Source organism: Candidatus Poriferisodalis sp. (genome assembly GCF_965262965.1).
GTDB lineage: Bacteria > Actinomycetota > Acidimicrobiia > Acidimicrobiales > Poriferisodalaceae > Poriferisodalis.
In genome coordinates, this window is the sequence record NZ_OZ253573.1 from 1,528,616 (window position 1) to 1,552,840 (window position 24,225).

24 protein-coding genes are annotated in these 24,225 nt (G+C 68.2%); all 24 read right to left on the reverse strand.

The features are described from left to right. Window positions 1-68: 68 nt before the first annotated feature. The 24 genes from ACQY5K_RS07310 to ACQY5K_RS07425 all read right to left on the reverse strand — a co-directional run bounded on the left by ACQY5K_RS07310 (window position 69) and on the right by ACQY5K_RS07425 (window position 24,210). The gene (locus ACQY5K_RS07310) at window positions 69-680 is read right to left on the reverse strand and encodes a guanylate kinase (protein WP_428121515.1); all 612 of its coding nucleotides are present in this window, start codon (window positions 678-680) and stop codon (window positions 69-71) included. Continuing rightward, window positions 677-1,012, reverse strand: a complete 336-nt coding sequence (gene mihF, locus ACQY5K_RS07315; RefSeq protein WP_428121517.1) for an integration host factor, actinobacterial type — start codon at window positions 1,010-1,012, stop codon at window positions 677-679. The genes ACQY5K_RS07310 and mihF overlap by 4 nt, the downstream gene beginning before the upstream one ends. A 65-nt stretch (window positions 1,013-1,077) precedes the next feature. Then, window positions 1,078-1,821 (reverse strand): orotidine-5'-phosphate decarboxylase, encoded by a 744-nt coding sequence (gene pyrF / locus ACQY5K_RS07320; protein WP_428121519.1) that lies wholly within the window; start codon window positions 1,819-1,821, stop codon window positions 1,078-1,080. Continuing rightward, the gene (locus ACQY5K_RS07325) at window positions 1,821-2,786 is read right to left on the reverse strand and encodes a dihydroorotate dehydrogenase (protein ID WP_428121520.1); all 966 of its coding nucleotides are present in this window, start codon (window positions 2,784-2,786) and stop codon (window positions 1,821-1,823) included. Before ACQY5K_RS07325 ends, pyrF begins: the two co-directional genes overlap by 1 nt. Continuing rightward, window positions 2,779-6,204, reverse strand: a complete 3,426-nt coding sequence (carB, locus tag ACQY5K_RS07330; protein WP_428121522.1) for a carbamoyl-phosphate synthase large subunit — start codon at window positions 6,202-6,204, stop codon at window positions 2,779-2,781. The genes ACQY5K_RS07325 and carB overlap by 8 nt, the downstream gene beginning before the upstream one ends. Beyond that, a complete protein-coding gene (carA, locus tag ACQY5K_RS07335) occupies window positions 6,204-7,382 on the reverse strand; it encodes a glutamine-hydrolyzing carbamoyl-phosphate synthase small subunit (protein ID WP_428121524.1) in 1,179 nt (392 codons plus the stop codon). The genes carB and carA overlap by 1 nt, the downstream gene beginning before the upstream one ends. Before the next feature lie 14 nt (window positions 7,383-7,396). Further along, a complete protein-coding gene (locus tag ACQY5K_RS07340; RefSeq protein ID WP_428121526.1) occupies window positions 7,397-8,728 on the reverse strand; it encodes a dihydroorotase in 1,332 nt (443 codons plus the stop codon). 16 nt (window positions 8,729-8,744) lie between these two features. After that, a complete protein-coding gene (locus ACQY5K_RS07345; protein WP_428121528.1) occupies window positions 8,745-9,776 on the reverse strand; it encodes an aspartate carbamoyltransferase catalytic subunit in 1,032 nt (343 codons plus the stop codon). Beyond that, complete coding sequence (gene pyrR / locus ACQY5K_RS07350; protein WP_419920890.1) at window positions 9,773-10,318, reverse strand: bifunctional pyr operon transcriptional regulator/uracil phosphoribosyltransferase PyrR; 546 nt, start codon at window positions 10,316-10,318, stop codon at window positions 9,773-9,775. Before pyrR ends, ACQY5K_RS07345 begins: the two co-directional genes overlap by 4 nt. A gap of 150 nt (window positions 10,319-10,468) precedes the next feature. After that, window positions 10,469-10,840, reverse strand: coding sequence for a hypothetical protein (locus ACQY5K_RS07355; protein ID WP_428121530.1), 372 nt, complete (start codon window positions 10,838-10,840; stop codon window positions 10,469-10,471). Then, entirely contained in the window at window positions 10,837-11,259 is a 423-nt protein-coding gene (locus tag ACQY5K_RS07360) for a hypothetical protein (RefSeq protein ID WP_428121533.1), read from the reverse strand. Before ACQY5K_RS07360 ends, ACQY5K_RS07355 begins: the two co-directional genes overlap by 4 nt. Window positions 11,260-11,279: 20 nt before the next feature. Next, window positions 11,280-11,696, reverse strand: a complete 417-nt coding sequence (locus tag ACQY5K_RS07365; protein WP_428121535.1) for a hypothetical protein — start codon at window positions 11,694-11,696, stop codon at window positions 11,280-11,282. 51 nt (window positions 11,697-11,747) lie between these two features. Next, window positions 11,748-11,951 carry a hypothetical protein gene (locus ACQY5K_RS07370; protein ID WP_428121538.1) on the reverse strand — a complete coding sequence of 68 codons (204 nt, stop codon included), beginning with the start codon at window positions 11,949-11,951 and terminating at the stop codon, window positions 11,748-11,750. A 76-nt stretch (window positions 11,952-12,027) separates the two neighbouring features. After that, on the reverse strand, window positions 12,028-12,795 hold the full coding sequence (locus ACQY5K_RS07375; protein ID WP_428121540.1) for a type II secretion system F family protein: 768 nt from the start codon (window positions 12,793-12,795) through the stop codon (window positions 12,028-12,030). Then, window positions 12,792-13,565 (reverse strand): hypothetical protein, encoded by a 774-nt coding sequence (locus ACQY5K_RS07380; RefSeq protein WP_428121543.1) that lies wholly within the window; start codon window positions 13,563-13,565, stop codon window positions 12,792-12,794. The genes ACQY5K_RS07375 and ACQY5K_RS07380 overlap by 4 nt, the downstream gene beginning before the upstream one ends. Then, window positions 13,559-15,652 carry an ATPase, T2SS/T4P/T4SS family gene (locus ACQY5K_RS07385; RefSeq protein ID WP_428121545.1) on the reverse strand — a complete coding sequence of 698 codons (2,094 nt, stop codon included), beginning with the start codon at window positions 15,650-15,652 and terminating at the stop codon, window positions 13,559-13,561. The genes ACQY5K_RS07380 and ACQY5K_RS07385 overlap by 7 nt, the downstream gene beginning before the upstream one ends. After that, window positions 15,652-16,362 (reverse strand): hypothetical protein, encoded by a 711-nt coding sequence (locus ACQY5K_RS07390; protein WP_428121547.1) that lies wholly within the window; start codon window positions 16,360-16,362, stop codon window positions 15,652-15,654. The genes ACQY5K_RS07385 and ACQY5K_RS07390 overlap by 1 nt, the downstream gene beginning before the upstream one ends. Continuing rightward, window positions 16,359-18,620 (reverse strand): hypothetical protein, encoded by a 2,262-nt coding sequence (locus ACQY5K_RS07395; protein WP_428121549.1) that lies wholly within the window; start codon window positions 18,618-18,620, stop codon window positions 16,359-16,361. The genes ACQY5K_RS07390 and ACQY5K_RS07395 overlap by 4 nt, the downstream gene beginning before the upstream one ends. Next, window positions 18,617-20,407, reverse strand: coding sequence for a hypothetical protein (locus ACQY5K_RS07400; RefSeq protein WP_428121551.1), 1,791 nt, complete (start codon window positions 20,405-20,407; stop codon window positions 18,617-18,619). The genes ACQY5K_RS07395 and ACQY5K_RS07400 overlap by 4 nt, the downstream gene beginning before the upstream one ends. A gap of 321 nt (window positions 20,408-20,728) precedes the next feature. Then, window positions 20,729-21,154: a transcription antitermination factor NusB gene (locus ACQY5K_RS07405; RefSeq protein WP_428121554.1), complete on the reverse strand. Its 426-nt coding sequence runs from the start codon at window positions 21,152-21,154 to the stop codon at window positions 20,729-20,731. A gap of 38 nt (window positions 21,155-21,192) precedes the next feature. After that, window positions 21,193-21,759, reverse strand: coding sequence for an elongation factor P (gene efp, locus ACQY5K_RS07410; protein ID WP_428121557.1), 567 nt, complete (start codon window positions 21,757-21,759; stop codon window positions 21,193-21,195). A 100-nt stretch (window positions 21,760-21,859) separates the two neighbouring features. Further along, window positions 21,860-22,333 (reverse strand): type II 3-dehydroquinate dehydratase, encoded by a 474-nt coding sequence (locus ACQY5K_RS07415; RefSeq protein WP_428121559.1) that lies wholly within the window; start codon window positions 22,331-22,333, stop codon window positions 21,860-21,862. Beyond that, a complete protein-coding gene (locus tag ACQY5K_RS07420; protein ID WP_428121561.1) occupies window positions 22,330-23,367 on the reverse strand; it encodes a 3-dehydroquinate synthase family protein in 1,038 nt (345 codons plus the stop codon). Before ACQY5K_RS07420 ends, ACQY5K_RS07415 begins: the two co-directional genes overlap by 4 nt. 126 nt (window positions 23,368-23,493) lie before the next feature. Continuing rightward, window positions 23,494-24,210, reverse strand: coding sequence for a prepilin peptidase (locus tag ACQY5K_RS07425; RefSeq protein ID WP_428121563.1), 717 nt, complete (start codon window positions 24,208-24,210; stop codon window positions 23,494-23,496). Window positions 24,211-24,225 lie beyond the last annotated feature (15 nt).

Sequence of the window (24,225 nt, forward strand, 5' to 3'; positions counted from 1 at the left end):
ACCGAGACCGCCGACCACAACGATGGAGCCCACAGCATCAATTCTCCCGCAGGAGCGCTGTGTGGCAGCTAGGCCTGTGCTGATGACGGTCGCTGGCTCCGGGTGCGGTCGACGAAGGCCGCTATCTCGTCGACGGTGCTGCCGATGTCTCGGTTCACGACGATCAGATCGGCCATTCGGTAGCCCACTGGGAGTTCCTCGTCGGCCTTGACAAGCCGGCGGAAGACCTCCGAGTCCGGGTCGCCGCGGCGGCGCATACGACGCTCCTGTTCGGCACGGCTCGGCGGCAGCACCATGATCACGAGAGCGGCAGGGTCACGGTTGCGCACCGAGACGGCACCCTGGACATCGATTTCCAGCACCAGGTCCCGGTCGAGATCGCGGGGCGGCATCGGCGTTCCATAGCGATGCTCGAAGAAGTCAGCCCACTCGAGGAAACCGCCTTCCGCTATGCGTGCGTCGAATTCCTCCTCCATCACGAACGTGTACGCCTCAGCGGACTCGCCGACTCGGCGGGGGCGCGTCGTCCACGACCGGCTGAGCAGCAGTGTTGGGTCGCGAGCCACCAGCTCGGCGACGATCGTTCCCTTGCCCGCTCCCCCTGGCCCGCAGACCACGTACAGCGTGACGCCCCACGTCGCGGAGGGATTCGCAGCGCCGTCGGGCGCTGGAGCGGTCATGTGCCCGATGCGGATCCCGGTGAAAAGTGCGCAATGAGGCGACGCCGTTGCGCTTCGCCGAGCCCACGCAGACGCCGATTCTCGGCGATGCCGATCTCGGTCATCAGCCGGCGCGCCTTGACTTTGCCCAGTCCGGGCATCGACTCGAGGGCAGCAAGCGTCTTGAGCTTGCCGACGTTCTCGATCGTGTCGGCTTCGGCCAGCAACTCGTCGAACGTGAGGAAGCCCATCTTCAGCCGGTCTTTGACCTCGGCTCGGATACGGCGGGCCTCTGCTGCCTTGCGGAGCGCCTCGGCTCGCTGCTCGTCGGTCAATTTAGGCAGCGGACTCATGCGCTCGAAGTGTAGTTGCGCCCGAAGAGGCGACTTGGACCGCCCCGGCGGCGGTGACGGTGGCGTCAAGCGCCGTCCAGCGCCCCGCCAGACTCGGCGAGGATCGCCGCGGCGGCGGCGAGCGGATCGGAAGCGGCCGTCACCGCCCGACCAATGACGAGCAGGTCAGCGCCAGCCGACAGCGCCGCCGACGGAGTGGCGACGCGACCCTGGTCCATTGCCGCTACGCCGGCGGGTCGGATTCCGGGCACAACTCGCAGCAGCCCCGGCGCAGCGTTGCTGACGACGCCGAGGTCCGCTGCCGCGCAGATGACGCCGCCGCAGCCAGCCCGCTTCGCCATCGCAGCACGCTCTGCGAGAACGCCTTCGGGGGCATCGCGATCGGAGGTGAGCACCGTGACGCCGAGCACCGTCGGCGCCGACGGCGTGCGGGGGCCATCGGCTGCGCCCGCGGTGAGGCCACGAGCGCCCGCTGCGAGCATGTCGGCGCCGCCCTGCGTGTGAATCGTGAGAAACGAAACACCCAACGCGCCGGCGCGCTTTGCTGCTCGCTCCACGGTGTTGGGAATGTCGTGCAACTTGAGATCGAGAAAGACACGGCACCCGGTAGCCAGGACGTCGGTGACGATGTCGGGGCCGCCCGCGATGAAGAGCTCGAGACCCACTTTCATTACGCCGAAGCTCGGCTTCATCGCCTGCGCCAACTCCACAGCGGCGGCCGGATCGGCGACATCGAGCGCGAGCACGAGTCGGTCCCGTGCAGCGTTCGCGGCCCGCAGTGGGGCAAGTTCGCAAGCTCGTGATGGCATCAGCGGTGTCCCGTCTCGGTGATGCGGTGGGTCTCGTGTGTGTGGTGGGCGCGTGCGGTCAGTTCGGCTGCGGTGGCAATGCCGCGCCCCAAGCACCAGTCGCGTAGTTCGCACAGCACGTTGATTGGCGCTCGAGGGTCATAGAACGACGCCGTGCCGACTTGCACCGCGCAAGCCCCCGCTGCCATCAGCTCGACTGCGTGCGAGCCCGTGGCGATGCCGCCCACTCCCACGATCGGCACGTCGCCGAGCGCAGCGCGCACGTCGTAGATGGCCCTCACCACGACAGGCCGGATGGCGGGTCCTGACAAGCCGCCGCCTCCGTTGCCAAGACTGGGCAGAGCCGTGTCGGGGTCGATCGACATGCCAAGCACCGTGTTGGTGAGCGTCAGCGCCTCCGCGCCCGCCCCCAGCGCTGCAGCAGCGATCTCGGTGATGTCGGTGACGTTGGGGGTGAGCTTCGCCCATAGCGGCACGCCCGCCGCCGCCGCGGCACCAAGGACATCGGCCGTCGCGGCAGGATCGCATGCGAACATCTCGCCGCGGCCTTCGAGGTTCGGGCAGCTCACGTTCACCTCGAGCGCGGTGATGCCCGCTCCGGCAAGTGCGCTGGCAGCCGAGGCGTACTCGGCCACCGTGCGGCCCCAGATGCTCGCCACCACACGCGCCCCGGTTCGCAGCACGCTCGGCAGCTCCCGCTCGAGCCACGACTCGACTCCGGGATTCTGCAGTCCGACAGCGTTGAGCATCCCAGCCGGCGCGCTCACGACGCGCGGCGCCGGATTGCCCGACCACGGAAACGACGACAGAGATTTCGTCACCAGCGCGCCCAGCTCGGACAGGTCCATATAGGCGCCAAGTTCAGTGCCGTACCCCGCAGTGCCCGATGCAGTCATCACCGGGTTGGGCAGTTCGACGCTGCCGATGCGTACGGAGAGGTCAACCGGCGCGACGGTCTCAGCCATGACGAGGGCTCTGGCCGAATGACTCGGCGAGGTCAGCGTGGAACTCCTGCAGTGGGCGCACCCGCAGATCGCTTGCCAGCCATTCCCGCAGGCCCCCCGCGGCGGCGCGTGCCGCAGCCACAGTCGTCAGGCATGGAACGTGGTGAGCGCGAGCGGCGGCTCGGATGTGACGCCCGTCGAGCTGGGCGCCGCGCCCGCGCGGGGTGTTGACGACGAGGTCCACGCGACCGGCGGCGATGAGCTGGGTGGCATCCTCGCCGGGCGAGGTCTCCCCGCCGTCACTCGACAGCTTTGCAACCTCGACGCCTACTGGCACACCGGCGGACCGCAAGTACGCGGCGGTGCCCGATGTGGCAGCGATCTCGAAACCGAGATCGGCGAGGATCTGTGCCGCTTCCGTGCCCGCGGCCTTGTCCCGATCGGCCAGCGTCAACAACACCGTTCCACCCGACGGCAGCCTGTCGCCCGCAGCGATCTGGCTCTTCGCGAAGGCCAGGCCGAACGTGGTGTCGATGCCCATCACCTCGCCGGTGGAACGCATCTCAGGGCCCAGCACCGTGTCCACCGTGGGAAAGCGGCCGAACGGCAGCACGGCCTCCTTGACAGCAACGTGGCCCGGAACCACAGCGCGGTGGCCATTGGCGCCCGCACCCGAGGTCGCGGCATCCGACGCCGCTGCGTCCGCGAGATCGCCATCGAGCGGCATGCCGTGGGGAAGCTGCCCCATTCGGGCCCACCGGGGCAGCACCCCGGCGGCCTCCAGCTCGTCGAGGGTTTCCCCCGCCATCACCCGTGCGGCGGCTTTGGCGAGCTGTACGCCGGTGGCCTTGGCCACGAACGGCACCGTGCGCGATGCCCGGGGATTGGCTTCGATGACGAAAACATCGCCGGCCTTGACGGCGAATTGCACGTTGAGCAGCCCAACCACTCCGAGTGCGGTGGCCAGCCGCCGGGTGTGCGACACGATGACCTGCTGGACCTCGGCGCTGAGGCTCTGCGGCGGGATCGCGCATGCGCTGTCGCCGGAGTGCACGCCGGCCTGCTCGACGTGTTCCATGATCCCGCCCAGCATCCACTGCCCGGTGCGATCCCGAAGCGAGTCCACGTCCACTTCGATGGCGTCCTCGAGGAACTGGTCCACGAGCACCGGCCGCTCCGCCGACAGCCCGCCCTCTCGGCCCAGCGACGAGAACGTCGCCAGCTCGTCCATGGTGCGCGCCAGCTCGTCGTGGTCGTACACCACGGTCATCGCCCGGCCGCCAAGCACGTAACTGGGGCGAACGAGCGCGGGGAAGCCGATCTCGTCGCAGATCGCAGCGGCTTCATCCGGGCCCGCAGCGGTGCCTCCGGGGGGCTGCGGGATGTCGAGCTGCGTGCAGAGCGCGTTCCATCGTTCGCGGTCCTCGGCCAAGTCGATGGAATCGGCCGGAGTGCCGCACACCAGCTCGGCGGGGAGCTCGGAAGCCAACTTGAGGGGTGTCTGGCCACCGAGGCTCACGATGACGCCCACCGGGTCTTCGGCTTCGATGATGTTCAGCACGTCCTCGGAGGTGAGCGGCTCGAAGTAGAGGCGGTCGGACGTGTCGTAGTCAGTGGACACCGTCTCGGGGTTGCAGTTCACCATCACGGTCTCATATCCGGCCTCACGCAGGGCGAAGCTGGCGTGCACGCAGCAGTAGTCGAACTCGATACCTTGGCCGATCCGGTTCGGACCCGAGCCCAGGATGACCATGCGAGGCCGGGTGCCCGGACGTATCTCGTCCTCGTCCTCGTAGGTGGAGTAGTGGTACGGCGTGTGAGCGTCGAATTCGGCGGCACACGTGTCGACGGTCTTGAAGGTGGGGCGCACGCCGGCATGCAGCCGTGCCGCGCGTACGTCGGAGGGCGCCACGCCCCACAGCCAGGCCAGCTGCGCATCCGCGAAGCCGAGCTGCTTGGCGCGCCGCCAGGCCCGACGGTCCATCGCCGGGGGCCCATCGACGGCTTCGAGCGCGTGGCGTTCCTCTATCACCGCGAGCATCTGGTCCACGAACCAGGGGTCGATCCCAGTTGCTGCGCTCAATGCATCGGGGACTGTGCCGCGACGCAGCAGCTCGGCCATCTCGAAGACTCGCTCGGGCGTCGGGACAGCGATCTGGCCCAGCAGCTCGTCGTCGGAGCGCTCGGCGTACTGGATCTCGCCGGCGTCAGCATTGAGGCCAAACCGGCCCTGCTCGAGGCTGCGAAGCGCCTTCTGCAAACTCTCGGGGAACGTTCGCCCGATGGACATCACCTCGCCGACCGACTGCATCTGCGGCCCCAGCACGCCCGAGGAGCCGGGCAGCTTCTCGAAGGCCCAGCGCGGGATCTTCGTCACGACGTAGTCGATGGTCGGCTCGAAGCTGGCGGGAGTCTCGCCGGTGATGTCGTTACGGATCTCGTCGAGCTTGTATCCAACTGCGAGGCGAGCGGCGATCTTGGCGATCGGAAAGCCGGTGGCCTTCGAAGCCAGCGCCGAGCTGCGGCTGACGCGCGGATTCATCTCGATGATGATCTGCTCACCGGTCTCAGGGTTCACCGCGAATTGCACATTCGAGCCGCCGGTCTCCACGCCGATGCGCCGGATGCACGCGAATGCGGCATCACGCATCGTCTGGTACTCGACGTCGGACAGCGTCTGCGTGGGGGCCACCGTGATGGAGTCCCCGGTGTGCACGCCCATGGCGTCGAAATTCTCGATCGAGCAGATCACCACGCAGTTGTCGGCGCGGTCGCGCATGACCTCGAGCTCGAACTCTTTCCAGCCCCGGACCGACTGTTCGATGAGAATTTCGCTGATCGGGCTTGCGTCGAGCCCCGCGGCGGCGGCCAATTCGAATTCGTCGGGTGTGGTAGCGAAGCCGGTGCCCTCGCCGCCGAGGATGTATGCGGGCCGGATGATGACCGGCAGGCCGATGTCGGCGACCGCATCGAGCGCTTCGTCCATCGTGTGGGCGATCGCCGAGCGAGCGCACACCAGGCCGATCTCGGTCATTGCCTGGCGGAAGAGGCCGCGGTCCTCGGCGGTGTTGATGGCCTGCTCGGACGCGCCGATCATCTCGACTGAGTACCGGTCGAGCACGCCGCTGTTGCTCAGCTCGGTCGCGAGATTCAGCGCGGTCTGCCCACCGAGGGTCGGCAGCAGGGCGTCGGGCCTCTCGCGGGCGATGATCGCCTCGAGCACCGACGCATCCAGCGGCTCGACGTAGGTGGCGTCGGCGAACTCGGGGTCGGTCATGATCGTGGCCGGATTGGAGTTGGCCAGGATCACCCGGTAACCCTCTTCACGAAGCACCCGGCACGCCTGGGTTCCCGAGTAGTCGAACTCGCACGCCTGGCCGATGACGATCGGCCCCGAGCCGATGATGAGGATCGAGCTGATGTCCTCGCGACGGCCCATCAGCGCGCTCCGGAGTTGGCGCTCGGCGCCCTGGGGCCGCTGGCGGGCGTCGTGCCCCAGTACGACGACATCAGGTCGGCAAAACGGTCGAAGAGGTGACGCGAGTCATGCGGGCCGGGACTGGCTTCGGGGTGGTACTGCACCGCGAAGGCGGGCACGTCTTTGCAGGCGAAGCCCTCCAGCGCGCCGTCGTTCAAGCAGAAGTGCGTCTCACGCACGCCGGGCACCGAGCCGGACTCGATGGCGAAGTTGTGGTTCTGGCTGGTGATCTCGATGCGCCCGCTGTCCTCGTCACGCACGGGCACATTGCCGCCGTGGTGTCCGAACCGCAGTTTGTACGAGCGTCCCCCGAGAGCCAGGCCGAGCACTTGTTGGCCCAAGCAGATGCCGAAGACGGGAACTGTGCCGAGCAGGTCGGCCAACGCCGTGGTGACAGTGCCGGACATCTGGGGATCGCCGGGGCCGTTGGAGAGGAAGACGCCGTGGGGCTCGCGGGCCAGCACATCGGCCGCGGACGTGCCGGCCGGCACGACCTCGACGGTGGCGATTCGTGCGAGGTTCGTGGTGATGGCGCGCTTGATTCCGAGGTCGTAGGCCACGACGCGCCATGGCCCGTCGCCGACCGTGTACGGCTCCGACGTGGTGACCTCTGCGACGAGATCGACGCCGGACGTTCCCGGCTCGGCGCTCGCGGCAGCGCGGAGCCGCCCGAGCGAGGCGTCGTTCGGTGTGGGACCGAACGCGCCGGGCATCGCGCCGTAGTTTCGGACGTGCCGGGTGAGCCGGCGCGTGTCCACCCCGGCGATGCCGGCGATGCCGTGCGAGGCGAGGTAGCTGTCGAGATCGCCCTCGGAGCGCCAGTTGGAGCGACGTCGGGCGAGGTCGCGGATGACCACGCCGCGGCAGAACGGCCGGCGCGATTCGGCATCCGCGGCGGCGGTCCCGTAGTTGCCGATGTGGGGGTAAGTGAACGAGATGATCTGCCCGGCGTAGGAGGGGTCGGTGATCACCTCCTGATATCCAGTCATGACGGTGTTGAAGACCACCTCGCCCGACGCGATCTCGGTGGGTGCACCGATCATCTCGCCTTCAAACGTGGTGCCGTCGCTGAGCACGAGGCAGCCGGGGGTTGGGCTGCGGTCGTTCGGGATCGGCGACTTTGCCGCTGACGGCGTCATCGAGCTCCTTGGGGTCATGGGCGAATTCCGTTCTCGGCCGCCGGGCACAACTCGCCGTCGGCGACGACCTCGCGGCCTTCCAGGACGGTGGCACGCACCATGGCGCTCATCGGTCGGTCGCGGTGCGGGGTATTGCGAGCCATCGAGGCCGAGCCGCGCTCGCGCAGCGTCCAGGGCCGATCCAGATCGAGCACGACAAGATTCGCTGGCGAGTCGGGCGCCACCGCTGCGCCGCCCAGGTGCATGGCCCGTGCCAGCTCCGCCGGGCGCCACGCCAGCGCATCGAGTGCTGCATCGAGGCTGATGTCGGGGTGGCCGAGCACGAGCGCGGCGCAGGTCTCGAGCGCAGCAATGCCGGGCGGAGCCTCGTCGAAGGGCAGGTCCTTGGCCTGCGGCGGCACCGGGGAGTGGCCGCTCACCACCGCGTCGATGGTGCGATCGACCACGCCGGCGACGAGCGCTTCGCGGTCGGCGGCGGTGCGGTACGGCGGTTCGGCGCGCATGAGCGGGTCGTAGGTGTCGGCGTCAGCGTCGATGAAGAACAGGTGCTCGGCCGTGACCGACGCGGTGATGTTCAGGCCGTCGGCCTTTGCGGCGCGCACGAGCTCGACGGTTCGGGCGGCGCTGATCCGGTCGAGGTGCAGTCGGCCTCGGGTGAGCCGTGCGACACCGATCGCCGTGGCGGCCGCCAGCTCCTCTGAAGCGGACGGTTCGCCCGCTACTCCCATGCGTGCGGACACCGCACCTTCGGCCATCGCGGCGTCGCCGCCGAGATCCGAGGTCGACGGACGCACTGACACTGTGCCTCCCAGCGGCCCCACGTACTGCAGAGCGCGGCGCAGCAAGCCAGCGTCGCCAAGCGGGCCGACATCGGTGAACCAGGCCACACCTGCGTCGGCCAGCTCGGCCATCGGCGACAGGCGCGTGCCGGCGCGCTCGGCGGAGATCGTGGCAGCCGGAACGATGTGGCATCGAGCGGCTGCGGCGTTGCGGCGCAGCTCGGCCAGCTCGCCCGAGCGGTCGAGCGGCGGTTCGGTGTCGGGCTGTGCGACGACGGCAGTGAAGCCGCCGAGCGCAGCTGCGGCGCTGCCGGTGGCGATGGTCTCGGCTTCTTCGTTGCCGGGCTCGCCGAGGCGCGCAAACAGGTCCACGAACCCCGAAGTGACGACGCAGCCGGTGGCATCGATCACCCTCGCCGCGGCATCCGGCTCTGACGGCGTCTCGATGGTCTCGATCCGGCCGTCCCGCACGACCACATCTGCTCGGCGTCGCCCCGAGCGGTCGAGGATGTCGCCGCCGGCGATGACCAGCGGCATGGCGGCGTTGGCAACCCTGGCGCCTGGCATAGGCGACGGCTCGGACTCAGGCAAGGCCGTCTCCTGGCAACGCGGCGCCCGAGCCGATGAGGCGGAACAGCACCGCCATGCGGGTTGCGATGCCGTGGGACACCTGCTGGGTGACGAGCACTCTGGCGTCGGCGAGGTCTTCGAATACGGCGCCTGCGATCTCGATGCCGCGGTTCATCGGACCCGGGTGGGTGATGACGGCGTCTGGATGCAGCCGCTGCGCTCGCTGCGCCGTGAGGCCGTAGCGGGCCACGTACTCAGGAACCGAGCCGATCAGCCCGTTCACCATCCGCTCGCGCTGGCAGCGCAACAGGCCCACGACGTCGAGTTCGCCGAGCACGTCGTCGAATGAGTCGGTGATCTCGACACGCTTGGCTGCGTCGGGCTCGAGCCAGCCGTCGATCCACTCACGCGAGCAGGCGGGCAGCAGCGTTGGCGGTGCGATCAGCGTGACCGAGGCGCCCAGGGCGGTGTAGGCCTCGATGTCGCTGCGGGCGACGCGGCTGTGGACGATGTCGCCGATGATGCCGATGCGGCGACCGGACAGGCTCGGCGCGTCGAGCGGCTCGGACGCGGGCGGACCGTCGGGCGCAGGGCAGAAGTGGCGCCACAGCGTGTAGGCGTCCTGCAGGCCCTGGGTGGGGTGGGCGTGCCAGCCATCGCCGCCGTTCAGGATCGAGACGCCGTCGTGGGCCCAGCGTGCGATCTGAGCAGGCACGCCGGCGCTGTGATGGCGCACCACGGCAGCGTCGATGCCCATGGCTTGCACGGTCTCGAACGTGTCGCGCAGCGATTCGCCCTTGCTGAGCGACGACGATCCTGCGGCAAACGTGATCACGTCGGCCGAGAGCCGCTTGGCGGCCGTCTCGAAGGCGAGCCGCGTGCGGGTGGAATCTTCGAAGAACAGCGTCGCCACGGTGCGGCCTCGCAGGGCGGGAACCCTGGGGATCGGCCGTTGGCCCACCTCGACGAACCGATCGGTGAGTGCGAGCAGTTCACTGATGCCACGGGTTCCCAGCTCGCCCAGGGTCAGCAGGTGCCCGCTCACTTGCGCATCTCCCCCAGCAGCACGCCTTCGAGGTTCACGTCCACCATTTCCTCGCGGCTCGTCGGCAGGTTCTTGCCGACAAAGTCGGGGCGGATGGGCAGCTCGCGGTGCCCGCGATCGATCACGACGGCCAGCTGCACGGCACGCGGGCGGCCGAAGTCGTTGAGGGCGTCGAGCGCGGCGCGAATCGTGCGACCGGTGAACAGCACATCGTCGACGAGCACGACGGTGGTGCCGCTCAAGTCGAAGGGGATGTCGGTGACGGCTTCGGCCATGACGGGGCGCAGGCCGATGTCGTCTCGGTGCATAGCGACGTCGAGCGTCCCGAACGGCACGTCGGTGCCGTCGATCTCGAACAACAGGCGCACCAGCCGCAGCGCGATGTGCACGCCGCCGGTCTGCAGCCCCACGACCACGACGTTGTCGAGGCCTTGGTTGCGCTCGATGATCTCGTGGCTGACACGGGTGAGCGCCCGGTGGACCCCGCTGGCATCGAGAACGGTCGACCTAGCAACGAAAACGCCCCCGTAGGGGGGCGTCATGCGTCGCTCGCGGTCTGCCACGCGCAGGTCCTTCCTGTCCGTACGAGCCTCACAGGACCCGCTTCACGGTCAGACACGCACGCTAGCGCGGGAAGGTCCGAGATCGGCGCGCGCTACTGGGCTCATCGGCGCGTCTTCGAGCGACGGAGATCAGATGCAGGCCGGCAGTGTCGATCCGGCAAGATCGGCTACGTCCAACGCAGCGAGGCTGAGTGCATGACGGCCGGACGCAGGAGTCAGGCCCCGCAGCAGCAGCGGCGACCATTCCACCGACACATCGGCCCGCAAGGCACCGTCTCGCCAGCACACCGAGCACCCGGGCTTCGTGCAGGTTGGGGGTGCTGCGCACCGGCGGGTTGCGCCGTCGCCGAGCGCGCAGCCGTCAAGCGTGAGCGTGGCGACGCGTCGGGCTTCGTCAGCCGCTTCGTTCCGATGAGCGATGGCGAAGGCGGTGTCGGAGACGGCGGCGCTGAAGGCCGCGCACATGGCCGCGAGTGCCAGAGCGAGTATCGGTGCGCTCACGGCGAGCGCGTCGGGAGCTCGGGAACGGGCACAGCGACCCGAGTGGTGACGATGTCAGAGAAGAGCGACGAAACGCTCAGCGGGCAGGTCACCTCCACCGACACCCCAGCAGGCCCGCCGACTCCCTGAAGCTGGTGAACCGTGGCCTCGACGTTGAATCGTTGGTCAGTGGTGTCGCAGTCGCCGATGGCGGCGGCGCCGACCACGCGACCTGCGACCTCGGTCGCCAGCCCCGACAACTCAGCACTCGTGGTACCCGAGGGCGGGGAGGCCAACGCGCTGGCGGCGTAGTGGGCTGCCTCCACACTCGCCGCGCGTACACCGGCCGACGCTCGCGAGGCGTCGCCGGAGTAGTCGACGAGCCAAATGCCCAGCACCAGAACGCCGACCACGCTCAGCATCCCGACGGACTCATCCACAGCTCACGCCCCGAACGAGGTCAACAGGTTGGCGCGACCGGAGCGCGCAGTACTGGTCCAGCGATGCCCGCTGGGCGTCGACACGCCACCCCGAGCGCTGTTCGCGCGCCGAGCCAGCCCTGGGTCTCAACACGCAGCGACACGATGACTGAGCAGGTCTCATCGGCTCGCACGTCGAGCGCCGTGGGCAGCACGGCTGCAAGCTGCGAGATGCGGTCGACGGCGACCTCGGCCGCAATGGCCTCGGCATCGGCAGGCAAGCCGGCCTGAGTGCAATCCCAATCCGGGGACACCAGATCTGCCACGGCGACAGCGGCTGCGTCTGCGGCACCCTGCGCGGCTGCCGCGCCGACTTGACCGACGAACACCGAGGCAGCGAGCGCCAAGAACACCGCCAGCACGGCGTACAGGCGTAAGAGCGAGATCGAGCTGTCCATGGCGCACCATCGACCTAGCGGTTTGCCAATCGAGGCTGAACGATGCGGATGTCATCCGGTGCATGCAGCCGGAGTGCCGCCCCACGTGCCGCCCACGGCGTCGCACAGGTTCTTCGATTCGATCTTGTCGTACTTGACGGTGTCGTCCGTCTGCGGGGCGTTCTTACCCAGAGTCGTCCACATGACGGCCACGACGAGGGCCGCGGCTGCCACGGCAGCGGCGATGAACATGAGTTTGGTGACCGGTGAGTCCATGGGTGTGCTCCTTGCCCGCTGTCGCGGGCGCTCGGGTTTGGGAATTCGATGCAGTGCGGCGTTCGGTTCGATGCCCTCACAGCGACGGCAGCGTCATGACGACCGTGACCATGACCACCGCGGAAGCCAGCACAGCGAGCATCGAGGCGGAGGCTCCGACGCCGCGGCCAAGTCGGTCAATGGCCCCGCGGCGTCGATCGTCAACAGATCGCACGACTCGATCAAGGACCCGGTCAAGCAATTCGGACGCTGCGGCACCGGATCGCTCGGCGGCATCCACCGTGCCCAACAGCGCGGCGGTCGGTGAGTCCCCGAGCTGGTCTGCGACAGCTGCGAGCGGGTCATGCCCGCCGATGACCGCAGCATTGATTGCCCCTGCGGCAGGCGCGAAGGCGGGGTCGCTGACGCGTTCGGCTGCATCGAGCACCGCCGCGCTGATCGGTCGTCCGGCAGCTACGAAGAGGCGAATGCGGCGAAGCCACAGCAGCACGGCAGCATCGAGCCGGCGGCGTTGACCTGCGAGCACAACGCTGGCGACAACGCCGGGCACCAGCGGGGGCACGATCACTGCGGCAAGCAGAGCCGGCGGCAATGAGGCTGCGCTACTCGAGAATTCAGTATTGCCGAGCCGTATGCCGCCGAACGCAGCGATCGCCACGACACATCCCGTCACCGCAACGTTGAGGCTCGACAGCCGTTGTGGGCTCCAACCCAACGCGGCCAAGTGGCGGCGGTCTCGTTGCTGCCGCTGCGAGCCTGCGAGCATGCGCATCGCCGTTGCAGCGCCCACCGCGACCGCTATCCACAGCGCAACCGATCCAGCTGCCGGCAGGGACAGGCTCATCGCAGCGCTTCCCAGGCAGCGCTGAGCGGGCGGGCGCAGATGACAAGAGCCAGCACCGCCGCAGCGATGCTGACGCTCTCACCTTGGGGACCTGTCAGCCATGCCCAGGCATCGGGGTTTGAGATCGCAGCACCGACCACGACAGCAGCACCAAGGGCCGTCGCGAGCGCGAGTTGCGGCAGATTTGCGGCCACCTGGCGGTGAAAGCGACGCGTTGTCGCGGCAGTCTCAGCTGCCTCGGCCTCAAGCACCCCCAGGATCGGTGCCCACTGACCGCCGCTCGCCGCTGCGACTGCGACGACATCAGCGAGCCACTCTGCCGCCGGTGTTTCGGCAGTTGCGGCGAAATTCCCGGCTGCGGTCTCGACGCCCACGCTGCGGCATTCGGACACGAGGTTCGCGGCGGCACGCGCCATCGGACCGGTCGCGAGCGGTGCAGCTGTTTCCAGCGCGTCCACGACTGTTCGTGACACCTGCGCCTGATTCGCCAGGATCGCCGCAAACTGCGCTGCCGATTCGGCCGCATGCACGCGTCGACGACTTGTGGGCACAGCCGCCGCGCACCACGAACAGATCGCCACCACGGTGCCCGCGACGACACCCGCCGTGCGACCAGCGATGACGCCGGCGGCGAGGGCTGAACCGAGCGCGAGGCCCCAGGGCCACCGGGGCGTGGCGGCAGCGGATCGCCGTCGATCCGGCGCGCGCCCCCAGAGAACCCAAAGGGCGCCGCTGGCACCCGCAGCAGCCAACGCCACGGTGTTCAGCACGGCACCGAATCCACCGAAGCACTGCCGCCGAATTCATGCCCGCTCCGACGCGCTGAACGGCGCTCTGGCGCGGCGCGGACGCCCACATCGGCGCAGTTGGCGCCCCGCGGCCACGACTCAGGCACCAAAGGCTCGTACGGCGGCGCATCATCAATCGGCACGAGCGGCCCGGGATCCCACAAGGCCTCACCCGGTGATGTCGCGTCCTGGGTCAAGGGATCGAACATCGGCGCAGTCGCTGGCGGGATGCAGGCCTCGTCGGGCGCCGCGGGCGCCGCATGCAGGGTTTCGGCACGCTGCGAGGCACCGGCAACGGGACCCTTCGGTTGCTTTGCTGCGGCGGGTGTGGATGCGAGTACTTGCGCCCGCCGCTGCGGCTCTTGATCAGCGAGTGCCGACACCGCAGCAAGCCCGCTTGGTTGAGCCGTGAGCGACTCCGCGTTGGCAGCAGGTGTGTCAACGATGAGCGAGAACAGCGTCGGCACGTCCGGTTGCGCGCTCCCGTCGACCCGCAGTCCAGCTGAGGAGTAGACGCTGGCGACGCGTCCAACTGGATTACCGACCGGTGTGGCCCAACGCTCACCCGAGTTAAGCGCCCACAGGCATGCGGTTGAGATGACACCAGTCACCTCATCGATGCCCGTGAGCTGAGTCACGTCGGCGACGACGCGTTGCCCATCGGTGTTGCGGCCCATCCACACACACAGATCCACCGCCGCTGCGATCTGTCGCCGCGCGTAGCCGGGCTCAGCACCCTCCGAACAGGCATAGGCCACGAGCTTTTCCAACACGCCCTTGCCGGCTTGGGAGTGCAACGTCACCAAACAGCCATCGAGCCCCGACGACATGGCATCAAGGAGGGCCTCACAGCCATCGCCTCGTATCTCGCCCACGACGAGCTTGCCGGCATTCGCCCGCTTTGCATCGCGGATGTGGTCAGCCATCGAGTGCCGACCATGGCCGTCCTGATTCGGATCGCGTGTCAGACGCTCATAGGTGTTCGGGTGGATTCCATATTGGTGCAGGCGCAGTTCGGGGGTGTCTTCAATCGTGTCGATGCGTTCGTGATCAGGAACTGCTGCGAGCAGCGCTTGGCAGAGTGTCGTCTTGCCGTCCCCCATCGCGGCAGCAACAACGACGTTCGCTCGAGTGCGACCCGCGATGGCCTCGATCAGCACGCCTCCAAGTTCGGGCGAGACGAACCCGAGATCCGCGAGCTGCATCCGACCCGCCAGATTTGACCGGAGCACCACGTTTGGCGGGCTTGTCACAAATGCTTCGGCGTGAAGGCGCCATCGGTCCCCGACCCGCACGTCGAGCCGCGGGTCCAACTCGTCGAAGCGCTGAGGGCGGTCGCCCGAGTACGCCGCCAGGAATCGCACGGCCTCGATGAGATCCTCATCCGCCGCAAACGGAGACGGCCGTCGTTCCACACGCCCACCGGCATGCTGCACGATCATGGCCTCGCCGCCGCGAATCTGAAACTCCTCCACGCCAGGCTCAGACAGCAATTCCTGCAGCGAATCAGTTGCTGCTCCAGCTGCCTTGCGGCGACGCACGACGCCATCGGATCGATCAAGGCGCTGCGGCGCGCAGGCTGCGGTCACTAGGGCGCGTCCGAGCCGCTGCATCTGGCGGCGCGCCTGGCGGCTGCCGGGTTGTCTGATCCGCACCGTGCGATGGGCGCCAAGTGCTGCCGCGAGCTCGCCGGCTGGGTCAGGTCGACCTCGGCCAGAAGCACAGAGCCACACCGCGATGCACGGGGCGGTGAATGCCGCGACAAACCTCCACCCAGCGGCAGCATGCGCCCCGCGAGCGCCGAACGGCTGACCGACCCCCGCAGCGACCTCCAGCAGCAGCAAGATTTCGGCTGCGGACGCCGCTGCGGTCTCAATGACGGTTCCTTCAGTGCTGCGCGGCAACCAGACCACCGACGGACCGCCCGACGCTGCGGCCGCTGGCACGTCCGCGGCATCTGCCACGAGCGTGACAGGCCCAGCTGCGGTTTCCAGTCCGCTACGCAGCGCCTCGACACACTGTGCCTGAACGTGTGCTCCGACGGCCTCATCGCAGATCACGAGCAGCATCACCCGGCTCCTGCGGATGAATGGACCGGAAGTGACGTCTCCGCCTCGGCTGCAAACGGCGAGGGAAATCCGACGGCTCCGACCCGCTTGCGACACTCCGGCCATCCGTCGGGAGGTGCTGGCCAGACCACAAGACCGTCGGACTGCGCCGCCGCGGCCAAGCGAGCGGCCTCATCGGCGTCGACGCGGATCACAATGCTGTCGTCGTCGCCGTCGAGCAGCGTCGTCACCCCGATCGCACAGCCGCCTTTCACTGTCGACACGACGGCATTGCTGCCCGCCCGGGGACCAGGTGACGGCCAGGCCGAGGCGTCCACGCCAAATCGCATCGCCGTCATCGCTCCGGTGACACGTTCGGCTGACGTGAGCAACGCCGGGGAAACGAACGTCCCAGCGGGCACATCGTGCGCCACGACCCGATCGGCGATGGCATCCGGTTCGACCAGCCGCGTCGCCAGCTCAGCCGACACATTCACGACTTCGAACGAGCCCGGTGGCTGACCTGCAATCCAGGCTTCGGCGGTCACAGCAACCAGTGCGCGAGGCGGCTCAGCGTCTGGGCGACCCCAGAGCCACACGGCGAGCACCACGACACCGACGATTGCGCCGGCCGCTGCCAACCGCCATGGCTCGACACCGGGACGCGCGACGTGGCGTGCGACAGGTTGCTGCTCTTCGGTCGGGTAGCCGAACTGTGGCGCCATGCTCATCGGGCGGGACCACTCGTCGCGACCGTCAGGCGCCCGTCGGCGTAATCGCCCGCAGAGCGGATCCAGTCAACGCCGGTCGCAACGTTGACCCAGCAATCGTCGGCACTGCGGGGGTGGACGACGGATCCTCCTGCGGGCGGTGCCGGAGACGCTTGCTCGAAGCAGAGGTGCGCGTGCCATTCGAACGCCGCCGGATTGCGAAGCAACCACCCACACGATGTCGAACCGCCGGCTCGCCGAGCTTGGGGCGTTGTGCACTCGACGACGTGCGGGGAAGCACCGGGCTGGTGCCATTGGCGGACGAGCTGCTGCTGATCGAGGTCCAGTTCATCCCAGCGATTCACCAGATGCCGTGTGCTCGCGGTCGCAAACATCAGCTGCCGCTCAGCCGGCACCCATGGCCGCAACTCCGACCAGATCACCCGAATGCGGGTGGCAACCCAACTGCAGTCGGCCGCTGCAACTTCCAGCGAACCATGAGCCTCGACCCAACCGCGGCCTGGCGCCACCTGCAGGAACCGACCTTCGCCAGGCATGTGCTGTTGCGAGCTGAGCACATCGGATGCGGCGCGGACGAATGATGCCCACACCAAGTCACCCGCAGAGACGCGCGCGTCCGTTTCGGGTGGCACGACATCGCAGTCAGGATCGGATGGCTCGTCGAGCGGAGAAGTGGGATCGCCCGGCTCCGGATCTGGGTCCGAGGGTCCGGTTTCTCCCGGAGGCCCGCCAATTGATCCGCCATCTGGCCTGCGGTCGCCGGGCTCGATGTTGTCGTCATCGGGCCGGCGGTTGTCGTCCTCGTCGTCGAGGTCCGGATCCTCGTCCTCGTCGGGCTCCGGCTGCGGCGACGGTCGGCAGGCGTAGTCGTTGGAGCCGTCGATCCGAAGCTGGACATACGACGGCAACGTGCCGAAGTTGGCGCACTCGAAGATGCACACCCGATAGGTCTCGGTGCCACGGTGTGGATGGACATGCTCTTGAATCTCGGTGTGCACAAGCTCACCGATGGCGGGGCAGTACGTGCGGATGGTGGTCGTCTCACAATCGCCTGGCGTTGTGCACTTGTTGAGCAGGTCGTTGGCGGTGACACAGCTGCCGCCGTGGTCGGGCCGGTACACAGTGCCTTCGATTTCGTCGCACACATCAGAGTCGCTGTCCCACTCTCGTCCGGGCAGCTCGCTGCACGCCACGTACGACAGCAATCCGTCGGCGCAGCGGTGAATGCCCAACTCGGCGAGCCGCTCGTCGCTCTCGCCCGCGAGGTGATGCAGAGGTCGGGTCCCACCGTCAGGACTTGTCATCGGGCCACCGCTGCGGTCTTGATCGACTCCATTGTCGAGATTGGTGCCGGGCTGGCCCGACTCGCACAACAGCACTGAGGGTCCCCCGCCTCCGAAGCCGTCGCCGTAACGCGGCGTCGAACCTCTCGGACAGCTCTGATGGGGGGCAGCCGAGGGCTCACCCAGCACCGTTCGCTGACATTGGCTGCCCGCCGGCTGCCAACCGACCGCGCAAGGACCAACGGACGGTGACGTGGTCTGCCACTCCACCACCGTCTCGTAGACGGGCTCCGTTGTGTAATGGATGGTTGGAACGCGGTCGAAATAGCCGGTCTCGACCTGGCTGTACACGGGTTCTTCGTCCCAGTAGCCGGGCACCGTGACGGTGTGAAACCCCTGCCACCCATAGACCGGCACGTTTCGGCAGTTGAAGTGCTGGCCCGAGAGGACGTCGAAATCGCATCGTCGTTCGGTGCCGACCTGCACTCGGACCGGGGGAACGAGCGGTTCGGTCACCGTTCTCGGCGGCATCCATACCCGACTCGTGCCGGTTTGGCGGCGCTCGGTGCCGGTCGGCACCCAAACCGCGTCGTATGCGGTGTGGCTGTACACCTGCCGGGTGCGGCCCGTATTGCGCTGGGACTGGACGCGCCGCTGACACTCGTGGCCGCCGTACTGGCCGGGTACTCGCGTTGATCCTGATGAGCAGGCCGACGGTCGCAGCACGGTTTCGGTACGGGGCGTCCGGCACTGCCCGTTCTGTGAATCGAGCACCATCGAGCCTGGACAGCTCAGCACTGGCGACACCTCGGTCTGCGCGCCAGCCCGCTCACCGACGCTGCCGCCCGCGCCGACGACAATCACCGCGACGACACCTGCGATCGCCGTGAGCAGCATGAGGGCTGCCCGAATGCTGCGAAGTTCACGTCTGCACACCACCGTCGCGTCGTCGGGTTGGACGTCGGCGGCGCTCATTGCGATACCGCCTCAAGCGGTGGTGCCGGCGGCCACCAGAAGCTGTCGCGCTGGGGCGGCCAGCCCGCCTCGGGACACGGCGGCATCGGGCGTGGATAGGCCCGCTCGGTGTCACCGGTGCCGAGCGCGCCCGGCGGCCACGGCCTCTTGACCCGACGCTCGGTGGGCCGTTCGAGCGCTTCGGCGATGAGTGCGGCGTCGGGTTCACAGCCGAGGATTTCTTCCAGTGACTTGAACGGCGACAGGTACATCCGCTCGTGCCAGGTGGCGCCGGGCTGCCACTTGGTGGCGGACAGCTCCGACGTCACTGCGGGTGCGACAACCGCAGCCGCAGACAGTGCCGCCCATTGCGTCGGCGAGCAGTGGGCCTCGAGGTCGGGGCGTCGCAGCTCGCCGTCGACGAGTTCGCCGACGGGAATGCCGATGCGACACCAGAACTCGAGGTGCCAGCTGTGGTCGCGGTGAGCACGCCATGCTTCGGCCTGAGGCACCTCGACCCACTCGCGCACGACCACCCACTGATTTCGGACGCCCGACGCCCACGCATGCGGCTGGCTCCAATCCACCGAGGCCGCGTGCTCCGCTTTGGCGTCGCGGATCCACTCGACAGCGCTGCGGAATGCATCGCTGTCGCAGTCGCCTTCGAACAGGGCGTTGTCGAGAACGCGATAGCTGAGCCGCGACCAGGTGAGCCACATCGCCTCGACGTGCGCCGATTGGTCCTCGCCTGCGTCAAGCCGTTCGCTCGTCGACGCATCAACGAGGTGGGATCGGCCCGCTTGGTGGCAAACGACCGCCAGCGCATGGCCCGCAGCGCTGATGTCGGCGACCCAGGCCCGTTCGGGCGGCGGTGATGTGAATTGCAGACGCAGACCGCGCGCCCACAGCGATTCGAGCTGCCGGGTGCGATGCGACGCGGTGTAGACGCCGGGAACGATCGCGGCGAGGTCGCTGCACGCCTCCCAGATCGATTGCGGACCGGTGCTGACGACGGCGTGACCGACAAGCGAGTCGGTCACCGCACCCTGGGCTGCGCGGCGCATCAGCCACTGCTTCGCTTCCGAAGACCAGTCGCCGCCGAAGTAGCCGCGGTCAGTCAGGCTGTGGCCGCCAGTGCCCAGTTCCATCGGCTCGCCCGGGCTGTACACGAGCATCTGTGCCACGTCATTGGCCGTCGTGCCCCACGAGTGCACCGGTCGGCCCCCCGGAGAGCGCATCCCCAAGATGAACGCCTCGATGACCGTCGCTGCTTGGCCTCGTTCGACCGCACTGTCGCCGATGCCGACACCCAGTGCCTCGGCGGTCGGATGTGGCGGGCACAGCGAAACGTGGTCGTAGGCAGCGGTCTGGTCTTGGGCAATGCGCGTCTCGTAGTCGAGACCGCTGGGGTCCACGATCAGCTCCCACGCCGTCTCGGTGCCGGCGCGACGCCGAGCGACACGTCTGCCGTCAGCGAACGCTGCGCTGGCTTCGGCCGTGTAGGGCGGCATCTCGGAATCCCATTGGGAGCGCTGAGCCACGATGTGCCGGTAGCCGCGCCCGATGTCATCGAGGAGCGCGGATTGCGAGCCTCGAACCGATGGCGCGCCGTCTGCTGCTAAGGGGGGATACGACGGCCACGAAACCCAGAAACGGCCGCCGCCGATCCCTACTGCGTCAGCAAGCGTGAGCGTCGGCACCTGTGCCTGCGAGACCGGAAATGTTCCGCCATCGGCGATGACCGGTCGCGGTTGCGCGACAGCCTGTCCTGCAACGGAGACATCGTCAGGTGCATCCGTCGCGGTCACCGCACCGCCAGCCCTGGTAGTGATTGGCTCGATGTGCTCCGCGTCCGTTGAGGTGCACGCTGCGCAAAGCAGCGCCAACGCAGCGACAACTGGACGGGCACAACCGCCGAAGGTCACCATTCGACGCAGGACTGATGCCATCGCGAGACTCCCGAGGGACGAGAGCACGGAGGCCGCCTCGCTGTCTCGAGACTGTCGCCACCGGGCCGTCGCGAGTTCTAGGCGCGGCGCTTATTATATTCCAATTATTTTCAATATGTTTCAGTCTCCGACGCAGGCGCGCATGTGTTGATCTCTCGCAGGCTCAGTGCCTGTCGGCGCTCAGCGAGTCTCGACAGCTGCGGCGAGAACGCCGTTAATGAGCGCCGGACTGCGGTCGGTGGCGCCCCAGCGATGAGCCAGCTCGATGGCCTCATTGATGACCACGGCCACCGGGGCAGCGCCGCGTTCGAGCTCGAGCAGACCCTGCAGCAGGATGATCCGGTCGCAGGTGCCGAGCCGGTTCACGGTCCAGCCCTCGTTCAGCAGCTCACCCAGCCGCGCTGACAGCTCGTCGCGCTGGGTGGCAATGCCGGTGACGAGCCCGACGGTGAACGGATCGAGCTCGGTGACCTGATCGGCGAGAACGTCGGCCACGTCGCACGACTTCATCTCGGCCTCATAGAGCAGCTCCACCGAGCGCTCGCGCGCCTCACGACGTCGTGTGGGCTCATCGGGGGCACCGAACGGATCGCGGCGGCGGCTCATGGCAGTGGCCAGTGTGTGGCAAGCGATCCCGTCGGCGGTCAGCCGCGGGCGCGCTCGATGTAGTCGCCGCTGCGGGTGTCGACCTTCAACCGCTCGCCAATCTCGATGAACAGCGGCACCTGCACCACCAGGCCCGTCGACATCGTGGCGGCCTTGCGTGCTCCAGAGACGCGGTCGCCCTGTAGGCCTGGGTCGGTGTCGGCGACCTCAAGTGCCACCGACGCGGGCAGCTCGACACCCAGAACCTCGTCGCCGTAGCGCACCACGGTGGCCATCTCGCCCTCCACCAGGAAATTGGGCGCAGTTCCCGCACCCGCACGGCTGACCGTCAGCTGCTCGTAGTCGGTGGTGTCCATGAACACCAGGTCGTCGCCGTCGGCGTACAGGTACTGCATCTCGCGATGGTCGATGACGGCGCGCTCCATGCGCTCGCCGGCCCGGAAGGTGCGCTCAACGGTGGCGCCCGTGCGCACGTTGCGCAGGGTGGTACGCACGAAAGCGCCGCCCTTGCCGGGCTTTACGTGCTGGAACTCGGTCAGCTGGAACAGCCCGTCGTCGAGGTCGAGGGTCATGCCGTTGCGGAAGTCAGCAGTGGAGATGGCCATATCTACCTCTCTGGATCTACCTCTCTGGATCTACCTCTTTGGGTCAACCTCGTCGTGCCAGGCTCGCTGGATCGGAACCCGGTGACGGTACAGGCGCGATTCAGCCTGCGGCGGACCCCGCCCCGGTCGCTGCTTCGATGGCAAGCGCCACTGCACGCGGATAGCCCGCGCCGCCCTCGCCGGCAACACGTGCGCTGGCCAGCGGCTCGACCACCGACAGGTGACGCCACCGCTCGCGCTTGCGTGGTTCGGAGAGGTGCAGTTCCACGATCGGGCCGCCGAACGCCGCGAGGGCGTCGTGAAGCGACCATCCGTAATGGGTGAGCGCGCCCGGGTTGATCACGATTGCCTCGACACGGCCGATGGCGGCGTGCACGGCATCGACGAGGTCGCCTTCATGGTTGCTCTGGCGATGCTCGAGGTCCCAGTCGCGCTCGATCGCTGCGCGCCGTGCCGCATCGACATGATCCTGCAGGGTGTCGGTGCCGTAGATCTCAGGCTGGCGGGTGCCCAACAGGTTGAGGTTCGGGCCTGACAGCAGCAGCAGGACGTGGCGAGGCATGTCGGCGCTCACATCCGTTCGAGCGCAGTGCGCAACAGGTCGGGGCTCACGCCAGGCACGACTTCGAGGCCGCGGGGGCCGTCGAGCACGAAGGTGATGCCGTCGGTGGCTTTCTTGTCGCGGCCGAACAGCTCGATGATCTCGTCGTGGTCGACGCCTTTCGGAAGCTGCGAGCCCAGCTCGTAGGCATCAAGCACACGTTGGTGCTCCGCGACTCGATCGTCGTCGATGCGGTCGGCGAGCCGCGCCACCAGTGCGGCATAGCGAAGGCCGATGGCGACGGCCTCACCGTGACGGAGGTCGAAGCGCCCGGCGATCTCGAGGGCATGGGCCAGCGTGTGGCCGTAGTTGAGCAGTGCGCGGCGGCCGCCCTCTGTCTCGTCAGCGGCAACGACGTCGGCCTTGATCGCCACGCACGCGGCCACGCGTTCCGCCAGCGGCAGGGCGTCCAGCGACTCGCCGCCGAAACGCTCTGCGGCCAGCTCGTCGCCTCCCAAGAAGTGGTACTTCGCAAGCTCGCCCAAGCCGGCTCGCAGCTCTCGCGGCGGAAGGGTCGCAAGGGTGTCGGTGTCGCACAGCACCGCTGCGGGCTGCCAGAACGAGCCGACCAGGTTCTTGCCTTCGGCGAGGTTGACGCCGGTCTTGCCGCCCACCGCGGCGTCGATCTGTCCGAGCAGTGTCGTGGCGACATGCACCACTGCGACGCCGCGGTGGTACACCGCGGCTGCGAAACCGGCGACATCGGTGACGACGCCGCCGCCGACGCCGACGACGACATCGCGCCGCGTCAGGCCGAAACGGGCGAATCCGCTGCACAGCTTCCCAATGGTGGCCAGCTCTTTGGCTTGCTCGCCGTCGGGAATGACGAAAGTCTCGAACGGAACACCTGGATCGACGCCGACGTCAATGCCCGGCTGGGTGACCACCGCCGCTCGTTGCGCGCCCGCCGGCAGCACCGCACCCAATTCGTGACGCGCACCGGCGCCGACCAGCACGGGGTAGGAGCGATCCCCCAGCGGCACGTCGACTCGGATGATCGGTGACATCGGATGCGAGGGTACCGATGCTCGTGCGGACGCCTGCCGGAACGGACGACGGCAGGACGGACGCCTGAAGGAGGGGCGCCTGAAGGACGAACACCCGAAGGACCGACGCCTGAAAGGAAGTGCCCGTCACGCCCCCAGTGCCGTCGGCCCGATCCACCAGATGACCGCCAGCGCGCCAGCGACCAGCGACGGACCGAGCGCGAACCGGTGATCGGTCTCGCGGCCGAGCGCCACGATGCCGACCACCCCGGTCGCCGATGCAATCGCAAAGCCCGCCAGCAATCCGGTCAGCACTGCCGTGAAGCCGGCCAGCCCCAGATGCAGGCCCAGGTAGCCGGCAAGGCGCACATCCCCGTAGCCGAGGCCGCCTCGTGCAGCCATCCACACCAGATGCATGATCAGCCAGGCGCCAGCACCGCCCACCGCTGCCGATCCGGTGGTTCCCAACGCCGCCGCCGGTCCCGCGTCGACCACCGCTGCGGCGCACAGCAGCGGCACGGCCACAGCCGTCGCTACGCGCAGCAGGCGCGTCGGGATCAGGTGCGTGCGCAGGTCAATGCTCGAAATAGCCACTCCTGCCCAGCCGAACACCAGCAGCGGGGCCAGGAACACGCTCGATCCCAGACGCAGCGCCAATGCCAGCGCGACACCGACGCACGCCACCGCCACAGCCACGTGGGGAACGTGCACGCCGAAGGCACGCCGAGCGCAGCGAACCGCCACCGCACCTGCAGCGAGACCGCCGAGCGCTGCGGCCGCGCCGGGAACGACCAGAGAGGGGCTCACGAACCCAGAAGCAGCGATGCCCACGTCGGCGAGTGCTGTAATGAGGATGGTTGGCACCGCGCCAGTCGCTCC